Source organism: Cyclobacterium roseum, from assembly GCF_010119225.1.
GTDB classification, from domain to species: Bacteria; Bacteroidota; Bacteroidia; order Cytophagales; family Cyclobacteriaceae; genus Cyclobacterium; species Cyclobacterium roseum.
On sequence record NZ_WNKF01000015.1, the window covers coordinates 79,622 to 96,495 of the forward strand.

Below are 16,874 nucleotides of genomic sequence, written 5' to 3' on the forward strand. Positions count from 1 at the left end.
GGATTGCGTTTTCGGAAACCGCATCCAGAGCAAGATTCAATAAGTAACCAATATTAATGAACCTGCGCCCGGTTGACGCTTTACATATTGAAAAACAAAAAAGCATCCCATCAGTGATGAAGGGATGCCTGATATCGGCGTTTCGATAATTTTATTAATTTCTAGTAAGAATCTTGAATTGGTCCATCACTTTATAGGTAGCCCGGGTAAGGTCAATGTGGATGTTTGGGGAGGCATAATCAAAATACGCCGAAGTGTATCCCTGCCAGATCGTATTGCCTTTTTTGTGATCGATGACCAAAACTACCAACATGCCGTCATTCTGGGTGTATTTTACGGCATTGTAATTTTCTCCTCGTTTTTGGCGCTCAAGACTGTCCAGGACGGATTCTTCTACCAATTCGATGCCTTGTTTTTTTAACCAGTAATCAAAATTGGGCTGATTGTAGCCCCTGTATCGGACTTCACTCATGTATAGCTTATGAATGATCAGCAAATCAGGATTATTCTCTTTTTGCCGGAAGCCCTGTGAACCCAGGCGGGAACTAATGGATTTTTCAATAATGCCGGTAAAATCGGCTTCGTTTTTTCCTTCCTCTTCCACAAAGCCAAAGGTTTTGTATTTTTTAAAAGCTCCTTTGTAGTTATAATCGTATTCGGCAATAAAATCTTTTTGAGACAAGCAAGCTGAATTAAGGATCAGCAAAACAAAGATGAAGTAGTTAAAATTTTTCATACAATTTTGTTTTGAACGTGTTGGTGATATGGCTTGAAGTAAAAACAGTGAGAACAAAAACGTCATTCATTTCAGAATACAATTTTGTCAATACTGATTAAACCTCATAATAGAAATTTTGTTTGCCGGGCCAAGGGTAAAATTCATTTTAATGTTAGCGATTTTCAAAAGGAATTCCAAAAATTTCCTATGGAAATGAAAAAACTTATCTTACTGAGGCTAAGAGAGATAGCTTTAGTTAAGAAATGTAGGGGGCAATTGCGTTTCAACGTATAAAAAAAGGCAATCAAAAATGATTGCCCGTGGAATAATTCTGTAAACCCATGTAAGGTGGAGCACCTACTGCTTTTGGCCGTTTTCGATATAATTTCCCAATTCCAGGTATCGGTGATATTTTTTTTGATAAACGTCACGATATTCCGCCCTGGGTTGATATACCTTATCGAAACCATTTCCCATTTTGGACACTGCATCCGTAACGGTATCATATAAACCTGCTGCCGTGGCGGCATAGATAGCAGCACCAAGCGCAGGGGCCTGTTCGGATTTGGCTACCTTGATGGGCATATCCAATACATCAGCCATGGTTTGCATGACCAGAGTCGATTTTTTGGCAACGCCTCCCAATCCGATCACCTGCTGTATGGGAACGCCCTCCTCTCTGAATCGCTCAATGATCCGTTTGGAGCCAAAACAAATGGATTCAACCAGGGCCAAAAAGATACTGCCGGCATGGGTACCCATATCCAATTCAGAAAGCGCTCCCTTTAGGTTTTGGTTGGCATCGGGTGTCCGGCGGCCATTGATCCAGTCCAGCGCCATTACCTGACTGGTGTCCGGAGAAAGTAAGGCTGCCTGGTTGGATAGGGTTTGTATTAAATTGGTTTCCAACGTTCGGCTTATCTCGGTATAAGTGGCTTCATCCAGGCCGGATTCAGAAAGGGTAGCCAGGACTGGTTTTTGAATCAATTGAACAAACCATGCCAATACATCTCCAAATCCTGACTGACCTGCTTCCAGCCCAATTTTACCGGGAATGACCGATCCATCTACCTGACCACAGATGCCTTTTACGGTTTTGTTTTCTAAAGAGGCCGGAGAGGTGACCATGATGTCGCAGGTAGATGTACCCATCACTTTTACCAGAGTTCCCTCCGCTACTTCTCCGCCCACGGCCCCGGCATGGGCATCAAAGGTGCCTACTGCCACGGTGGTTCCGGGTTCCAGCCCCAATCTGTCCGCCCATGATTCCGAAAGGTACCCTGCTATGGTATCGGATGTGTAAGTGTCTTTGTAAAGGTTATTTTTCAAGGCTGCCAATCGAGGGTCTAACTGTTCTAAAAATTGAGAATCCGGAAGCCCACCCCAGCTTTCATGCCATAGGGCTTTGTGACCTGCAGCACAGCGGCTTCTTTTAAAGCCAGGAAGGTGTTGTCCCCCAATGAGTTCGTAGGTAAGGTAGTCGCAATGCTCCATCCACGAATGAGCGGCCTCGGCCACTTCCCGGTCCTCGCGGATAATGTGAAGAATCTTTGCCCAAAACCATTCCGATGAATAAATCCCTCCTTCGTACTTGGTAAAATCTTCCCCTCCCCAGGATCTGGCCAGCTCATTGATTTCGTCCGCCTCTGCCACCGCCGTGTGGTCCTTCCATAAAACCATCTGGGCATTGGGGTTTTCCTTGAACTTTTGCGACAAGGCTAGTGCTTTTCCCTGCTCATCTACCGGAAGTGGGGAAGAACCGGTGGTATCTACACAGATCCCCTTGACCGCTGTCTTGGGGACGCCGCTGTTTCCCATAATGGCTCGAATGGTATGCTCCAAGCCCTCCAAATGATCTAAAGGATGCTGTCGGAATTGATTTTTGCCAGGGTTGCAATACCTTCCTTCCTTCCACCTGGGATAGGCAAAAACTTCGCTGGCCACCGTTTTCCCGTCTGCTGCATTCACCAAGACGGACCTGACGGAGTCGGTTCCAAAATCAACTCCCAATACGTATTTGTCCATGTGTTCTTTATTTTGGGTTGATAAAAAATCCACCTTTCAAGATGGCTTTCTATTGGTAAAAATATACCCAAATATTGAAAAATGACCCATTCCTGACTTAAAAATAGCAGAATGACTTAGTAAAGATCCGATTCGGAAGGGTCTTCCTGATGCCAGGTCTGTACTTCCAATATGGAATCGTTTTCGGTTTTTATTGCCATGTGGTATTCGTATTTGATTGATTTTAAGGTCTCTCCATCCAATGCGGAGAAAGTAGTCCAAACCAGCGTCCAGTCCCCTTTCAAAATTCCCCGGTTTACCCGAATGCTTTTAAGAATCGGGTCACTAAAGGACAGGTGGCTCATTTTTTTATGTTGGGACTTCCAATGGGCTAGTTCCTGCATGCTGTCCCGAATGGAATCCGTATTGGTATTGATACATTTAAAGTCCTCGTGAATCAGTTCTTTGATGTAATCGTAACTTTCCAGTTGCAAACCCTCCAGGTAGCGTCGAATTAACTTTTGATCCGATTTTTCCTGAGGGTTGGCGGTGACAGGAGGGGGGGAATCCCCTTTAACATGGATCGGCTGCTTTTCGTATTGACTGGAAAACAAGTATCCAGGTAAAAAAGCCAGCGCCAGTGAATTTTGGATGTTGGTCATGTCTATAAATTATTTTCTAAAAATAGTTTCTTTGCTCGAACACGGGTTAGAGATTCGAAGCACGGTGATATCATCTACAAAATACAAAAAAAAGTATTAAAAATTCAAATTTGAGTGTTTTTTATTTTCTTTTCTGTGTAAATACCTTACATTCGGGATTTTTAAAACCAATTCCCGACCCAATTGGGCTGGAATTTACCATACTTCCGGCTACGCACTCCCTCCCGAAACGGTAAAAAAAAAGCCGGGGAATAATTCGATTTCCCCGGTTTTAAGCAACTAATTAATCTTTAATCGGATGGACAAGTTGCGCATTGATAATTTGAACCCACTTTTTAGCCAACGGCCCCTCACCGAATAAGTCTGAGTGTCTTTCTCCATCGAAAAAGAGCAATCGAGCACTGCCTGTTTCCGGATTCCAAAACGTTATCTGAATCTCTAAACGGTCAATTATCTCCTCTCTTTCCCTTCCCCTTCCTTTAAACCGGCTGGATTTTAGCAGGTATGCGTCTTTTATTTCGTCGATCTGAAGTTGAATCAATTCCTGAGGTGAAGAGGTGTTTGTATAGTGTATTATTCGGTTGGTTTCGTCCAAACCGATCGCGTATTGACCCCGCCAAAAATCGAATTGGTGGAGCTGAACTCCCTGATCCAGGGCTGCCTGGAAAAACCTCTGGCGATGCCCTGTCTCCAGGCGCTTTCGTTTGTTGGAATGATAAATCAATGGCGTAATAAATGCCACAATAGCCAGCAAGGACATGCCCAGGCTGACGGGTTCTATTGGTATCATTTGAAAATATCAGAATTAAGTAAAGAAATGAGTTCTGTGCACGGATACGGGAAATCATACTTCTACCATTTGAAGTACGTTTCCCTTCTATGCTACACCAGGTAAGCTCATGCGTTAATCATAAAAATGGAAGGGGAACAGGACCAACCTTAGCCGGAAAAAAGCAAACTCTCCTGAAATCCAGCCGGCAAGGCCAGGTAATTCGGAGGGCACGTCCACCCACTCGTACCGATTTTTACCTAATCCCGATAATAGATGGTAGGTAGGTTCAGTATTCCTGCTCGAATCCTGCTCGATGCTTTTGTAGAATACTGGTGAATCCTGCTGGAAATCAGTGCTACTAACGGACTGAAAGGTACGAGTAGTTGAGGTTATTTCTTTGCCAGGATCGGCGCATGAGGAGAGAACCGGAATTACTAGTCCGGATAGAACTAGCAACAAAAAAGTCTTTAATCCGGAATAAGCTCTCATGTTCTATTGAAGTTATCCGGTTTAACGAAAAATTAAAAAGAGAGGATTAGTTTAAAAAAAATTATTTTTGTTTATCTTGTTTTATGGCATAAAATAAGCCTATATATTCGGAGTTTAAATCTTAGCCTCTGAATGATACTTTCACTCGTATTGCTTGTAATTGGATTTGTTCTGTTGGTATACGGAGCAGATAAATTGGTGGAATCAGCCTCCAGTATCGCTTCCCGGCTGTCCATTCCCAATATGGTGATCGGGCTAACGGTGGTGGCCTTTGGTACCTCCGCACCCGAATTGTCAGTAAGTGTGATGGCGGCGATGGAGGGATCCGGAGAAATGGTCATGGCCAATGTACTTGGCAGCAACATATTCAACGGACTGGTGATTTTGGGAGTTTGCTCGCTTGTTTTTCCACTCACCGTAAAGTCAAATACTACCTGGATAGAGATACCGTTGAGTTTTCTGGCAGCCCTGTTGGTCTGGACCCTGGCCAGTGATCGCTGGTTGGATGGGGGAGAAGTTAATTTGGTAAGCAGAAGCGAAGGGCTGGTGCTGATATCGTTTTTCGTCATTTTCTTAGTTTATAACGTGATGGTTTCAAAAAACCCCGAAACCCAATCGGAAGAAGTGCCTGTAACTGAAATGAAAGTGAGCAGTGCTATTTTCTGGTTTGTGCTGGGATTAGCTGGTTTGGTATTCGGAGGACATTTAATCGTGAGCAATGCCATTTTTATTGCCCAGACCTTCGGGTTATCCGAACGGGTTATCGGATTAACCATCGTCTCTATAGGAACTTCCCTGCCGGAACTCGCCACTTCCCTGGCAGCCGTAAGAAAGAAAAAAGTGGATATTGCGATCGGCAATGTGGTGGGTTCAAATATCTTCAATGTCTTTCTGATACTAGGGCTGTCCTCGACTATTTTCCCGGTAGTGATTCACGATGCGACATTTTTAGACATTGTGATGAATTGTGTGGCGGGATTGCTACTATTTTTATTTGTTTTCTCAGGAAAAGGTAGAATGCTCGAAAGGTGGGAAGGAATCACTTTCCTATTAATCTATGCCGGGTATTTGTATTATTTACTCTTTTTGTAACGGTTTATCTTATAAATCAAGGGTCAAAAAAAAGCTGCCATTTGAGGTGGCAGCTTAGGTTAGTGGGTAGCTTATTGAACTACAGCCGGTGAAAGATTCTCCGACTGGGTAGAATCCGCCTGCAGAGGCATTTCCTCCTTGATTTCAGCCTCGGAGACTTCCTCGATCTGTTCAGTAGGTACAACTAAGGTTTCCTCTGTGGCTTTTTTTCCGCAGGAAAGCAGAAGGCCTGCTGAGCAGACCATCAAGGCTAAGATGATTGTTTTCATTTGTTTTGTTTTTTTAGCGTCGCTTGGACAAAACAAACGATCTAATTTGCGTGCCAGTTTGTGCATTTTTTATTCTTTGGCAGAAAATTATTTTTGAAAGAAATTATTCTCATTTATTGTGGTTTGAATTTGTCGGGTAATAAGAAAAAAAAATGGGACTTATCGCTAAGTCCCACCTGTTCGATTTACAATTAGTAATTATCAATTATCAAATCGGATGTACTTTTCCCTTCCATCGGCATCCGCTACCATTAATGTCAACCCATTAACGGGAATGTGTTCAAATACATAATCTTTTCGAAAGCCCTTGGGTTCGTTAATGGTTTCATTCAGCAGGAGCCGGTTGGCATGGTCAAAAAATTTAACAATTGTCCCTGGCTTTTCGAGGCCTACTACCAGTAGCGATACTTTATGAGGTCCCGCTTGTTTCCCGTAGGCCATCAAGGGAAGCAGGACTTTTTTTCGGTTTTCTATTTCATATGAGTTGCTTCCCTCATCCCCGATAACGTGCAGTACGTAATTGCCTTCATCAAGCTGCGATAAATTAAGCGGGATGATAACCGGTTCCTTTGTCTGGTATTTTTCATTGAATAACGTTTTTCCGCTTTTGTCTGTAAGCCGCAACGTTACCCTTTCGATCGCTGATTTGAAATGGACCCGGACCAACTGGTCTTTTGCTTCAATTCGGGTGTTTTCTTTCAATTCTTTCAGACCAGGATTTGCCATGGAACCAAAAGATAAAACAAGAAAAAAGAGGAAGGAAAATATGGTTTTCATGATTTTGATGGTTAATTGTTTTGGAATATTTAGTAACATTTTTGTTGCCTATTTACATGACTAATGGCCAAATACAAGCCAAAAAATCGAAGTACTGCATGTTGGGTATCCACAGCACCGCATTTAAAAATGGTAGTGGGAGCTTTTGGACCAAAATGATGTCCGCTTATGAAACATATCCCTGGCAGGATGTACGAATAAGAACAAAAACGTCCCTTCAGACTACTAAACTGGAAAAAAATCAATTCACAATATTTTTTAAAATTATTTGTGAAGGTTTCATTTTTGCTAAAAACGATAGGATTGATTGTTCGATATTGAACAAAACGGTGCACGGATCTGCATCACTAATTTGTCCAGAATAAGGAGTGAACGAGGTATCCCTTTCCACAGATAGAAAAAAATACCAGAAGCCAAATGTTCGACTCCATTTTTGTAATTCACAGGTATTTGGCTAATTTAAGAACATGATTGGAGTGCTAGTACGGATGAAGGTATTGTTAGGGTTACTGCCAGGCATTTGCTTGCTATTATTGGCTTGTGGTGGTGAGAGCAACCGGGGACATTCTATTCCGGAAACGATTAGCTATAATTTGCATATCAGACCTATTTTGTCCGAAAACTGCTTTGCCTGCCACGGCCCGGATGCCAATAAGCGGGAAGCTGGATTACGGCTGGATCGGGAAGCGGATGCGCTTTCTGCTTTGAAAGAACAACCCGATCGGCATGCCCTGGTACCGGGAAATGCGGAAGCCTCGGAAGCCTATCGGCGGATACTTAGTACGGACAAGAATGAACGCATGCCCCCGCCGTCTTCGAACCTGAGCCTAACGGACAATCAAATCCAGTTGATAAAGAAATGGATTCGCCAGGGTGCGGAGTACGAACCTCATTGGGCATTTGTTCCTCCGAAAAAGGCCGTGTTGCCGGACATAGAGACCAAAGATTGGGTACAAAACGAAATAGATTATTTTGTTTTGGCAGCCATGGAGGAAGCCGGATTAGCTCCCAATGAACCTGCAGATAAGTGGAGTTTGATCCGAAGGGTCTACTTTGACGTTCTTGGCTTGCCCCCGAATGCGAAGGATTTGGATCGATTGGCCGATAAGGATTTGAACCTGGATGCCCTGCTGGATACCTTGTTTGCCAATCCTGCCTACGGGGAAAAAATGGCCGTTCACTGGATGGATTTGTCCCGGTACGCTGACTCTCATGGGTATCAGGATGATTACTACCGTACCCAATGGCCCTGGAGGGATTGGGTCATTCATGCCTTTAATCAGAATTTGCCCTATGACCGCTTTATTACCTGGCAACTGGCGGGTGACCTGTTGCCAGGAGCCGGAAAAGAGCAGTTGCTAGCCACGGCCTTTAACCGAAACCACAAAATTACGGAAGAATCTGGTGCGATAGATGAAGAATATCGGGTGATGTATGCGGTGGACCGCACCAATACGCTTGGAAAAGCCCTCTTGGGAATGACCCTGGAATGTGCCCAATGCCACGATCATAAATACGACCCCATCTCTCAGAAAGAATATTACCAGACCTTTGCGTTTTTTAACACAGTGGCCGAATGGGGCATTGAGGAAGCAAGTCCGGGATTTTCTAAAAAAAGCCCTGCCAAAGTGCCATTAATGGAAATCGGGGAGGAGGATGTAAAAGACATCCTTCATTTTGTTAACCTACCGGACAGTGCCAGGAGGGTACAGACCTTGCTGGCAAATATGGGAAAGGGGACCAACTACAATTCCCTGCTGGCCGAGGCTGATGTGCTAAAGGTTTCCGTTATGGGTGAGCCGGACAGTACACGGCGCACCTTCTTGTTGGATCGGGGAATGTACGATGCACCAAAAGAAGCCGTCGAACCTGGAATTCCCAAGGCTATCCTCCCTTTTCCGGATCATTTGCCGAAAAATCGCCTGGGGTTATCAAAATGGCTTTTTGATTCGGAAAATCCCCTGACGGCCAGGGTTTTTGTAAATCGTATCTGGCAGGAACTATTCGGAAAGGGCCTGGTAGCGACTCCCGGTGATTTCGGCATGCAGGGCAATTTGCCTGTAAACCAGCCCTTGCTGGACTGGCTGGCGGTGGATTTTATGGAAAGTGGTTGGGATATTCAGGGGTTAATCCGGAAAATAATGCAGTCTGCGACCTACCAGCAGTCTTCGGTAGTTCCTCCTGAAAAATTCGAAAAAGATCCTGAAAACAGGCTATTGTCCCGTTTTCCGCGACAGCGGCTGCCTGCAGAGGCAATACGAGATCTGGTCCTGGCCAGCAGCGGGCTCTTACACCCTGAAATTGGCGGGCCCAGCGTGAAGCCTTACCAACCGGAGGGGTTATGGGAAGCGGCTACTTCGGGTAGGGGAAATCTCTCCAGGTACCTGCAGGATAGTGGAAAATATTTGTACCGAAGGGGATTGTATACCTTTATTAAACGAACCGTACCTCCTCCCTCCATGATGATTTTTGATGCCAGCAACCGGGATGCCTGTGAAGTGGAGCGGCTGCAGACCAACACCCCCTTGCAAGCCCTGGTCATGATGAATGACCCCGTCGTGCTGGAAGCTTCCCGGGTGCTGGCTGAACAACTTCTGGAAACCGGAAGCCCCACGCCAAACCTTATCCGGGCTGCTTTTTCCCGAATATTGGGCAGAACGCCCGAAAAAGAAGAGTTTCAAATTCTTCTGAATAATTACGATTCTTTTTATTCAGGATATCGTGAGGAACCGGAGCGAGCCGATACCATGCTTTCAGTAGGGGAGTATCCACGAAAAGACTCCTTGCCCTTGGTGGAAAGGGCGGCCTTAATGCAGGTAATTTCATTGATGTATAATTTGGAAGAAACCATTACAAAATCCTGAGTTATGGAAAAGGAAATGTTAGATCATCGTCTACACATCAATCGCAGGCATTTTCTGTCGAAGTTGAGCCTGGGCCTGGGAAGCGCCGCCTTGGGATCCTTGATGATTCCGGATCTATTTCGTGGCAATGAACTTTCAGGAGATGGTGGCGGGCAACTTGGGATTCCGCATTTTGCTCCCAAGGCGAAGCGCGTCATCTACCTATTTCAGAACGGCGCACCTTCTCAGTTGGAATCCTTTGACTATAAACCCAAACTTCGGGAAATGTGGGGAGAGGAGTTACCGGAATCCATTCGTATGGGGCAGCGGTTGACCGGCATGACTTCCAGCCAAAACGCTTTCCCCCTGGTCGGTTCCTTCAGCGATTTTCAGCAATATGGAGAGGCCAGGGCCTGGATAAGTGATCTCTTTCCCCATACGGCTGGTATCGTAGATGATATCTGTATCATCAAATCCATGCATACGGAAGCCATCAATCACGACCCGGCACTCACTTTCTTTCAGACCGGAGCGCAGCAGGGCAATCGACCCAGTATGGGGTCCTGGCTGAGTTACGGACTGGGTAGCGAAAATAGCAACTTACCGGCATTTACGGTGTTGTTATCGAAAGGTAAAGGCAACGGGCAGGGAGTGTACTCAAAATTATGGAACAATGGGTTTTTGCCGGCTACCCATCAGGGCGTACAATTCAGCAATGGGGAGGATCCCGTACTTTATTTGAATGACCCGAATGGAATGCGCGCTGCCGAGAGAAGAAAGATGTTAGACCATTTGGCGGCCTTGAATCAATTATCATTTGAAAAATCGGGGGATCCCGAGATACAGGCTAAAATAGCTCAGTACGAGATGGCCTATCGCATGCAGACAGCAGTGCCTGAGGCCACTGACCTCTCCCGGGAGCCGGAGCATGTTTTTGAAATGTACGGAGAGGATAGTCGTAAACCGGGGACTTTTGCTGCCAATTGCCTTTTGGCAAGAAAATTATCTGAAAGTGGCGTGCGATTTGTGCAACTGTACCATCAGGGCTGGGACCAGCATGGCAATCTGCCTTCCGAAATGGCCTTGCAGGCCAAAGATGTGGATCAGCCCTCCGCTGCGCTGGTAAAAGATTTGAAACAGCGGGGCCTGTTGGATGAGACCCTGGTTATCTGGGGGGGAGAATTTGGACGGACCAACTATTCTCAGGGAAAGTTGACCAAAGATAATTACGGGCGCGATCATCACCCCAGGTGTTTCAGTATATGGATGGCAGGTGGAGGCGTTAAGCCGGGTATGGTGTACGGAGCCACGGACGAATTTGGATACAACATTACTGAAAATCCCGTACATGTACATGATTTTCAGGCAACCGTTTTGCACCTACTGGGACTGGATCATGAACGGCTGATCTACAGACATCTGGGTAGAAAGTTCCGGCTTACCGATGTTTCCGGATCCGTGGTTCCTGCGCTTTTAACCTGATAAGGATTGGGATATCGAACTTGGTACGATGCGAAAAGGAAGGTTCAAAATTTGGGATTAAAATCAAAAAGATGCATTTTTAAATGCCATGACCATTTTTAATTTTTAGATAACCAAACCAATATATGAGAGAATTACAGTTCACCAATGGTGATACCATGCCTGCTTTGGGTTTGGGCACCTGGAAATCCAAACCAAATGAAGTTTACGAAGCTGTCCTGCAGGCATTAAAAGTCGGATACCGGCATATTGACTGTGCCCCCATCTATAAAAATGAGCAAGAAATCGGTAAAGCTCTTTCCAGGGCTTTTGCAGAGGGATGGGTCAGCAGGGAGGAGGTATGGATCACTTCCAAACTATGGAACGACAGTCACCTGCCGGAAGACGTGCTTCCTGCCATGAAGGCCACATTGGCCGATTTGCAACTAGAATACCTGGATTTATACCTGGTGCATTGGCCGGTGGCGATCAAAAAAGGCGTGGATTTTCCATCTGCCAAGGAAGATTTCCTGAGTTACGAGGAAGCGCCCCTGTCCGATACCTGGAAGGAAATGGAAACATTGCACCAGAAGGGGCTGACCCGGCATATTGGGGTCTCCAATTTCAATACCAGCAAGCTGGAAGAAATCAGGGAAGTGGCGAGCAAGCAGCCGGAACTAAATCAAGTAGAGTTGCATCCCTACCTTCCCCAAAACGAGTTGAAAGGGTATTGCGAAGAACATTCCATCCTGATGACAGGATATGGTCCGCTGGGTGCTGCGTACCGGGTAGCGAATAACGAAGTGGATTTCCCCCTTTTATTGGAGGATAAAGTTCTTAACCGAATTGGCAGCAAACACGGAGCCACGGCCGCACAAGTAGCGTTAGCCTGGGCGCTGGAGCGAAATACTTCCGTAGTACCAAAATCGGTCCATCCGCAACGAATTCAGGAAAATTTTAATGCTGCCAAATTGCATTTGGATGCGGAGGACATGTCCCTTCTGAATAAATTGGAGGGCCCTTACCGCTATACTCCCGGGCCTGCCTGGGTGGTCAATGGCAGTCCATATACCTATGCCGACCTCTGGCAAGAATTTATTAATTGATTTACAACTACTTTAATACTACAGAAAATGAAGTTCATTACATTTGAAAATAACGATAAGCTGCCCATGTTGGGTTTGGGGACCTGGAAGTCTGCGCCCGGTGAAGTATATCAGGCTGTATTATGGGCTTTGGAAGCCGGTTACCGACACATTGACTGTGCAGCCATCTATCAAAATGAAAAGGAAGTAGGGGATGCATTGAAGAAAGCTTTTGATGATGGATTGGTCAAAAGGGAAGAGGTGTTTGTGACCTCTAAATTATGGAACAATGCCCACGAGAAAGACCAGGTAAAAGTAGGATTGAATAAAACCCTACAAGACCTGCAGTTGGATTACCTGGACCTTTACCTCATCCATTGGCCGGTATCCCTTAAGTCTCATGTTATGTTTCCTGAAAAAGGCGAGGATTTTCTAGATTATTCGCAGGTTCCGCTATCAGAAACATGGGCAGCAATGGAATCCCTGAAAGCGGAGGGGAAATTAAAGCACATTGGCGTATCAAATTTCAACCAGGGTAAAATTGAGGAATTGCTGGATTCTTGTCAGGTAAAACCCGAGATGAATCAGATCGAATTGCATCCCTACCTTCCTCAGATCGATTTGGTCAATTATTGCAAAAAAAATGGAATCCATGTGACGGCTTATTCCCCACTGGGATCTGCTGACCGGCCCAAGGCAAGAAAAAAAGAGGATGATCCCATCTTGCTGGAACATCCCTTGTTTAAAGAAATAGCGGATAAGCATGGCGTATCTACTGCGCAGGTTCTGATTGCCTGGTCTCTGCATCGGGATATTGCCGTGATTCCAAAATCGGCAAATAAAGAAAGAATCAAGCAAAATCTGGAAGCGGCGGATATTCGCCTGGATGCTGCGGATATGAAGGCAATCGAAGGGATTTCCGTTCAGCATCGATACATCGACGGAACCTTCTTTACCGAAGTGCCCGGCAGCCCATTTAGCCAATCTGACCTATGGGATTCTGTTTGAGCATAATAAACCAGCCCTATTTTTTAAACAGGGCTGGTTTATCTTATTACCGGATTGTTTTTTAAGTTTATCAAGTGAATTTATTTTTTTATTGTGATACATTTGTAATGGAAATATGTAAGAAATTTCTTTTTCGATGTAAATTGAGAGAGTTTGATTGTCAGAATAATTCATTGCAGTAAGATCCGATTATGAAGTCAGTACACGTTTTATTGGTAGAAGATAACGAAGGTGATGTTTTCCTAACGACAGAGGCATTGGAGGATAGTAAATTCGTGGGAGAGATCAGTATTGCCCGGGATGGACAGGAAGCCTTGGATTATGTTTTTAAAACCAATGGCTTTGAGGACAGAAATACGCCGGACCTAATCCTTTTAGATGTTAACCTTCCGAAGAAAAGTGGTCACGAGGTTCTTGAGGAACTAAAGGCCCACCCAATCCATAAGCGAATCCCGGTAATTATGCTGACCACCTCCTCTTCCAGACGGGACATTGATAGGTGTTATGAAAATCATGCCAACTGTTATATAACCAAACCAGTCGAAGTAAACGATTTTTTGGAGGCCATATCCTCGATTGAGCAATTTTGGATGAATATTGCCAGTTTGCCTTGCGGATAATTTTCCTGTAGAGCTGAAAGGGGAAATTTGGTTTTGTTAAGTCAGCGAAGATTACTAAATTTTGAGATCAAATTTTTCTCAATAAATCATGACCCATTTCCTAACCGGTAACGTAATTTATTCATTTCTACTTGTATTAGCTGGTATATCCGTTTCATGTACCGGTAACTCCGTAAAAGAAAGTGGCCATTCTAAAAATGAATTACCCAATATTGTACTGATCTTTACGGATGACCAGGGGTATGGGGACTTGGGGGTTTTCGGCGCTCAGGGGTATCAAACTCCCCACTTAGATCAAATGGCCCGGGAGGGAACTCAATTTACCAATTTTCATGTCGCAAATGCCGTTTGCTCTGCTTCAAGGGCTTCTATCCTGACCGGTTGTTATTCCAATCGATTGGGGATTTTCGGAGCACTTTCCCACCAGAGCGAACATGGCCTGAACCCGAACGAAGAAACGATAGCCGAAATAGTCAAACCGCTGGGGTATGCCACCGCCCTTTTCGGAAAGTGGCACCTTGGACATAAGGATCCTTTTTTGCCCACCCGGCAAGGTTTTGATGAATTTTTCGGCCTGCCCTATTCGAATGATATGTGGCCGTACCATCCGGAAAGACCTGATTTTTATCCCCCCCTTCCCTTGTACGAAAACGTAACGATCATCGACACCCTGGAGGATCAGAGCCTGTTGACCACCTGGTATACAGAAAAGGCGGTGGATTTTATCGAGCGAAAAAAGGAGCAGCCCTTTTTTCTTTACCTGGCTCACAGCATGCCCCATGTACCGTTGTTTGTATCCGATAAATTCAAGGGTAAATCGGAGAATGGATTGTATGGAGATGTTATCATGGAAATAGACTGGTCGGTAGGGGAGGTAATCAAGGCCCTTAGGCAAAACGGATTGGAGGAAAACACCCTGGTCATTTTTACTTCGGATAATGGTCCCTGGCTTTCCTACGGCACCCACGCTGGCAGCACAGGGGGCTTGAAGGAAGGAAAGGGGACTTCCTGGGAAGGAGGGATACGGGTACCTACCCTTATGAAATGGCCCGGAAAAATACCTGCCGGCAAGGTGCAGGATCAGGCAGCCATGAGCATCGATTTATTGCCCAGTATTGCCCATGTTACCGGAGCGACCCTTCCCGAAAAACCCATTGACGGAAAAAATATCTGGCCCCTTATCGTTCAGGAAGAAGGAGCTAAATCGCCTCAGGAAGCTTATTATATCTATTACAACCGAAACGAGCTGCAGGCAATGATCATGGGTAAATGGAAGCTTGTTTTTCCGCACCGTTACCGATCCCTCCCCGAAGGAAGTACGCTTCCTTCCGATGGTAGTCCCATAGCTTATGAGATGCTATCGTTGGAGGAAATGGCATTATATGATCTGTCTGAGGACAGAGAAGAACGAAACAATGTACGGGAGCAATATCCGGATGTGGTGAAGGAAATGATGGCGTTGGGGGATCTTGCCCGGGAGGACATGGGAGATGCCCTACAGGGTATGCCCGGGAAAAACCTTCGGTCAGCGGGAGAACTATCCGAAAAAGGTGACTAATCTAATCTGAAAGGTTGGTTTCAGCATTTTAGGCATACCCCTTGCTACTAGTTATATTTTTAAGAACGTAAACCAAGAAGATGTATGAAAAATATGGAAGAGTACAGTTTGTTTGATGATGTATCCAAGGTGGTGGATCATGCCGCCAGTCACATGGACATCCATCCCGGACTTTTAGATCAGATCAAGCAGTGTAATAGCGTTTACAAATTTAATTTTCCACTCAGAAATGGGGACGGTACCTATCAGGTAATTGAAGGTTTCCGGGTACAACATTCCCACCACAAATTACCCGTAAAAGGAGGGATCCGTTTTAGTAGTTTTGTGAATGAAGAGGAAGTGAAAGGCCTGGCTGCATTGATGACCTACAAATGCGCCTTGGTAAACATTCCCTATGGAGGGGCAAAGGGAGGTGTCACCATTGATCCTACCAAATACAATACCGACCAACTGGAAAAGATTACCCGTAGGTATACCTCCGAATTGATCAAAAAGAAATTTATCGGTCCGGCCATTGATGTTCCTGCTCCTGATTATGGTACAGGAAGTAGGGAAATGGCCTGGATTGTGGATACGTTTGAAGCCTTTAATCCCGATGCGATAAACGCAAAAGGCTGCGTCACCGGCAAACCATTATCTCAACATGGAATTGAAGGCCGAACCGAAGCCACGGGTATGGGCGTATTTATCGGAATACGCGAGGCCGTAAGTATTAAAGAGGACATGGATGCCCTGGGCTTGACGGTTGGTCTGGCCGGAAAGAAAATTATTGTTCAGGGCTTGGGGAATGTAGGCTATTATTCGGCAAAATTTTTAGAAGAGGCAGGAGCCAAAATCATAGGAATCGCCGAATACAATGGCGGCATCTGGAATGAAGAGGGAATTGATATTGAAGATATAAAAAGGTATCAGGTAGCCAACAAGGGATTTAAAGGGTACAGTAAGGGTACCTTTATGGAAGATACCATGTCGCTGTTGACTTACCCCTGTGACATCCTGATACCTGCTGCTCTGGAAAACCAGATTACACTAGAAAATGCCAATCAGATACAGGCAAAGATTATTGGCGAAGCAGCCAACGGGCCTGTGACGCAGGATGCTGATGTTATCCTTTTGGAAAAAGGAATCATGATCATTCCGGATATGTACCTGAATGCAGGAGGGGTAACGGTTTCGTATTTTGAATGGCTTAAGAATCTGTCCCGAGTATCTTTCGGAAAATTGGAAAAAAGATACGATATGAAAAAGTATGACCTACTTTTGGAAAGTATCGAGAAAGCTACGGGAGATACCTTCAGCGAATCCCAAAAAGAAATAATCGTCCGGGGAGCTAGTGAGCGAGACCTGGTCAATTCAGGTCTGGAAGAAACAATGGTCACTGCTTACCACCACATGAATGGGGTGCGTAAAGAAAAGCAAATCAAGGATCTGAGAACTGCGGGCTTTATTGTTGCGCTGGAACGAATCGCGATCTCTTATATGGATTTGGGAATATTCCCCTAAAACATGCCCGAAA

General features: G+C 45.1%; 14 protein-coding genes. 8 read left to right on the forward strand and 6 right to left on the reverse strand.

The window, feature by feature from the left end; all coding sequences use genetic code 11:
- Positions 1–154: 154 nt before the first annotated feature.
- From GJQ68_RS18090 to GJQ68_RS18105, 4 genes are all read right to left on the reverse strand, one after another.
- Positions 155–736: a DUF4136 domain-containing protein gene (locus tag GJQ68_RS18090; RefSeq protein ID WP_162340359.1), complete on the reverse strand. Its 582-nt coding sequence runs from the start codon at positions 734–736 to the stop codon at positions 155–157.
- 339 nt (positions 737–1,075) lie between these two features.
- The gene (locus GJQ68_RS18095) at positions 1,076–2,743 is read right to left on the reverse strand and encodes a ribulokinase (protein ID WP_162418691.1); all 1,668 of its coding nucleotides are present in this window, start codon (positions 2,741–2,743) and stop codon (positions 1,076–1,078) included.
- A gap of 116 nt (positions 2,744–2,859) precedes the next feature.
- Positions 2,860–3,384, reverse strand: coding sequence for a hypothetical protein (locus GJQ68_RS18100; protein WP_162340361.1), 525 nt, complete (start codon positions 3,382–3,384; stop codon positions 2,860–2,862).
- Positions 3,385–3,667: 283 nt separating this feature from the next.
- Positions 3,668–4,174, reverse strand: coding sequence for a hypothetical protein (locus GJQ68_RS18105; protein WP_162418692.1), 507 nt, complete (start codon positions 4,172–4,174; stop codon positions 3,668–3,670).
- Between the two features lie 603 nt (positions 4,175–4,777).
- Here GJQ68_RS18105 and GJQ68_RS18110 point away from each other — a divergent pair.
- On the forward strand, positions 4,778–5,737 hold the full coding sequence (locus GJQ68_RS18110) for a calcium/sodium antiporter (RefSeq protein WP_162418693.1): 960 nt from the start codon (positions 4,778–4,780) through the stop codon (positions 5,735–5,737).
- A gap of 71 nt (positions 5,738–5,808) precedes the next feature.
- Here GJQ68_RS18110 and GJQ68_RS18115 read toward each other — a convergent pair whose 3' ends face one another.
- Entirely contained in the window at positions 5,809–6,006 is a 198-nt protein-coding gene (locus GJQ68_RS18115) for a hypothetical protein (protein WP_162418694.1), read from the reverse strand.
- 201 nt (positions 6,007–6,207) lie between these two features.
- Positions 6,208–6,783 carry a DUF3244 domain-containing protein gene (locus GJQ68_RS18120; protein WP_162418695.1) on the reverse strand — a complete coding sequence of 192 codons (576 nt, stop codon included), beginning with the start codon at positions 6,781–6,783 and terminating at the stop codon, positions 6,208–6,210.
- Between the two features lie 467 nt (positions 6,784–7,250).
- Here GJQ68_RS18120 and GJQ68_RS18125 point away from each other — a divergent pair, with 467 nt between their 5' ends.
- From GJQ68_RS18125 to GJQ68_RS18155, 7 genes are all read left to right on the forward strand, one after another.
- Positions 7,251–9,647 carry a PSD1 and planctomycete cytochrome C domain-containing protein gene (locus tag GJQ68_RS18125; RefSeq protein WP_235941735.1) on the forward strand — a complete coding sequence of 799 codons (2,397 nt, stop codon included), beginning with the start codon at positions 7,251–7,253 and terminating at the stop codon, positions 9,645–9,647.
- Between the two features lie 3 nt (positions 9,648–9,650).
- Positions 9,651–11,108: a DUF1501 domain-containing protein gene (locus tag GJQ68_RS18130; RefSeq protein WP_162418696.1), complete on the forward strand. Its 1,458-nt coding sequence runs from the start codon at positions 9,651–9,653 to the stop codon at positions 11,106–11,108.
- A gap of 125 nt (positions 11,109–11,233) precedes the next feature.
- Positions 11,234–12,193, forward strand: a complete 960-nt coding sequence (locus tag GJQ68_RS18135; protein WP_162418697.1) for an aldo/keto reductase — start codon at positions 11,234–11,236, stop codon at positions 12,191–12,193.
- A gap of 27 nt (positions 12,194–12,220) precedes the next feature.
- Entirely contained in the window at positions 12,221–13,180 is a 960-nt protein-coding gene (locus tag GJQ68_RS18140) for an aldo/keto reductase (RefSeq protein ID WP_162418698.1), read from the forward strand.
- Positions 13,181–13,371: 191 nt separating this feature from the next.
- Positions 13,372–13,800 carry a response regulator gene (locus tag GJQ68_RS18145; protein ID WP_162418699.1) on the forward strand — a complete coding sequence of 143 codons (429 nt, stop codon included), beginning with the start codon at positions 13,372–13,374 and terminating at the stop codon, positions 13,798–13,800.
- An 88-nt stretch (positions 13,801–13,888) separates the two neighbouring features.
- A complete protein-coding gene (locus GJQ68_RS18150) occupies positions 13,889–15,358 on the forward strand; it encodes a sulfatase family protein (RefSeq protein WP_162418700.1) in 1,470 nt (489 codons plus the stop codon).
- Between the two features lie 84 nt (positions 15,359–15,442).
- Entirely contained in the window at positions 15,443–16,861 is a 1,419-nt protein-coding gene (locus GJQ68_RS18155) for a Glu/Leu/Phe/Val family dehydrogenase (protein WP_162418701.1), read from the forward strand.
- Positions 16,862–16,874: the final 13 nt, after the last annotated feature.

Bases quoted from the DNA above. Each gene is read 5' to 3' on its own strand.
- GJQ68_RS18140 (WP_162418698.1), top strand. From the start codon at position 12,221: ATGAAGTTCATTACATTTGAAAATAACGATAAGCTGCCCATGTTGGGT.
- GJQ68_RS18105 (WP_162418692.1), bottom strand. From the start codon at position 4,174: ATGATACCAATAGAACCCGTCAGCCTGGGCATGTCCTTGCTGGCTATT.
- GJQ68_RS18110 (WP_162418693.1), top strand. From the start codon at position 4,778: ATGATACTTTCACTCGTATTGCTTGTAATTGGATTTGTTCTGTTGGTA.
- GJQ68_RS18090 (WP_162340359.1), bottom strand. From the start codon at position 736: ATGAAAAATTTTAACTACTTCATCTTTGTTTTGCTGATCCTTAATTCA.
- GJQ68_RS18120 (WP_162418695.1), bottom strand. From the start codon at position 6,783: ATGAAAACCATATTTTCCTTCCTCTTTTTTCTTGTTTTATCTTTTGGT.
- GJQ68_RS18125 (WP_235941735.1), top strand. From the start codon at position 7,251: ATGATTGGAGTGCTAGTACGGATGAAGGTATTGTTAGGGTTACTGCCA.
- GJQ68_RS18135 (WP_162418697.1), top strand. From the start codon at position 11,234: ATGAGAGAATTACAGTTCACCAATGGTGATACCATGCCTGCTTTGGGT.
- GJQ68_RS18150 (WP_162418700.1), top strand. From the start codon at position 13,889: ATGACCCATTTCCTAACCGGTAACGTAATTTATTCATTTCTACTTGTA.
- GJQ68_RS18130 (WP_162418696.1), top strand. From the start codon at position 9,651: ATGGAAAAGGAAATGTTAGATCATCGTCTACACATCAATCGCAGGCAT.
- GJQ68_RS18100 (WP_162340361.1), bottom strand. From the start codon at position 3,384: ATGACCAACATCCAAAATTCACTGGCGCTGGCTTTTTTACCTGGATAC.
- GJQ68_RS18115 (WP_162418694.1), bottom strand. From the start codon at position 6,006: ATGAAAACAATCATCTTAGCCTTGATGGTCTGCTCAGCAGGCCTTCTG.
- GJQ68_RS18155 (WP_162418701.1), top strand. From the start codon at position 15,443: ATGAAAAATATGGAAGAGTACAGTTTGTTTGATGATGTATCCAAGGTG.
- GJQ68_RS18095 (WP_162418691.1), bottom strand. From the start codon at position 2,743: ATGGACAAATACGTATTGGGAGTTGATTTTGGAACCGACTCCGTCAGG.
- GJQ68_RS18145 (WP_162418699.1), top strand. From the start codon at position 13,372: ATGAAGTCAGTACACGTTTTATTGGTAGAAGATAACGAAGGTGATGTT.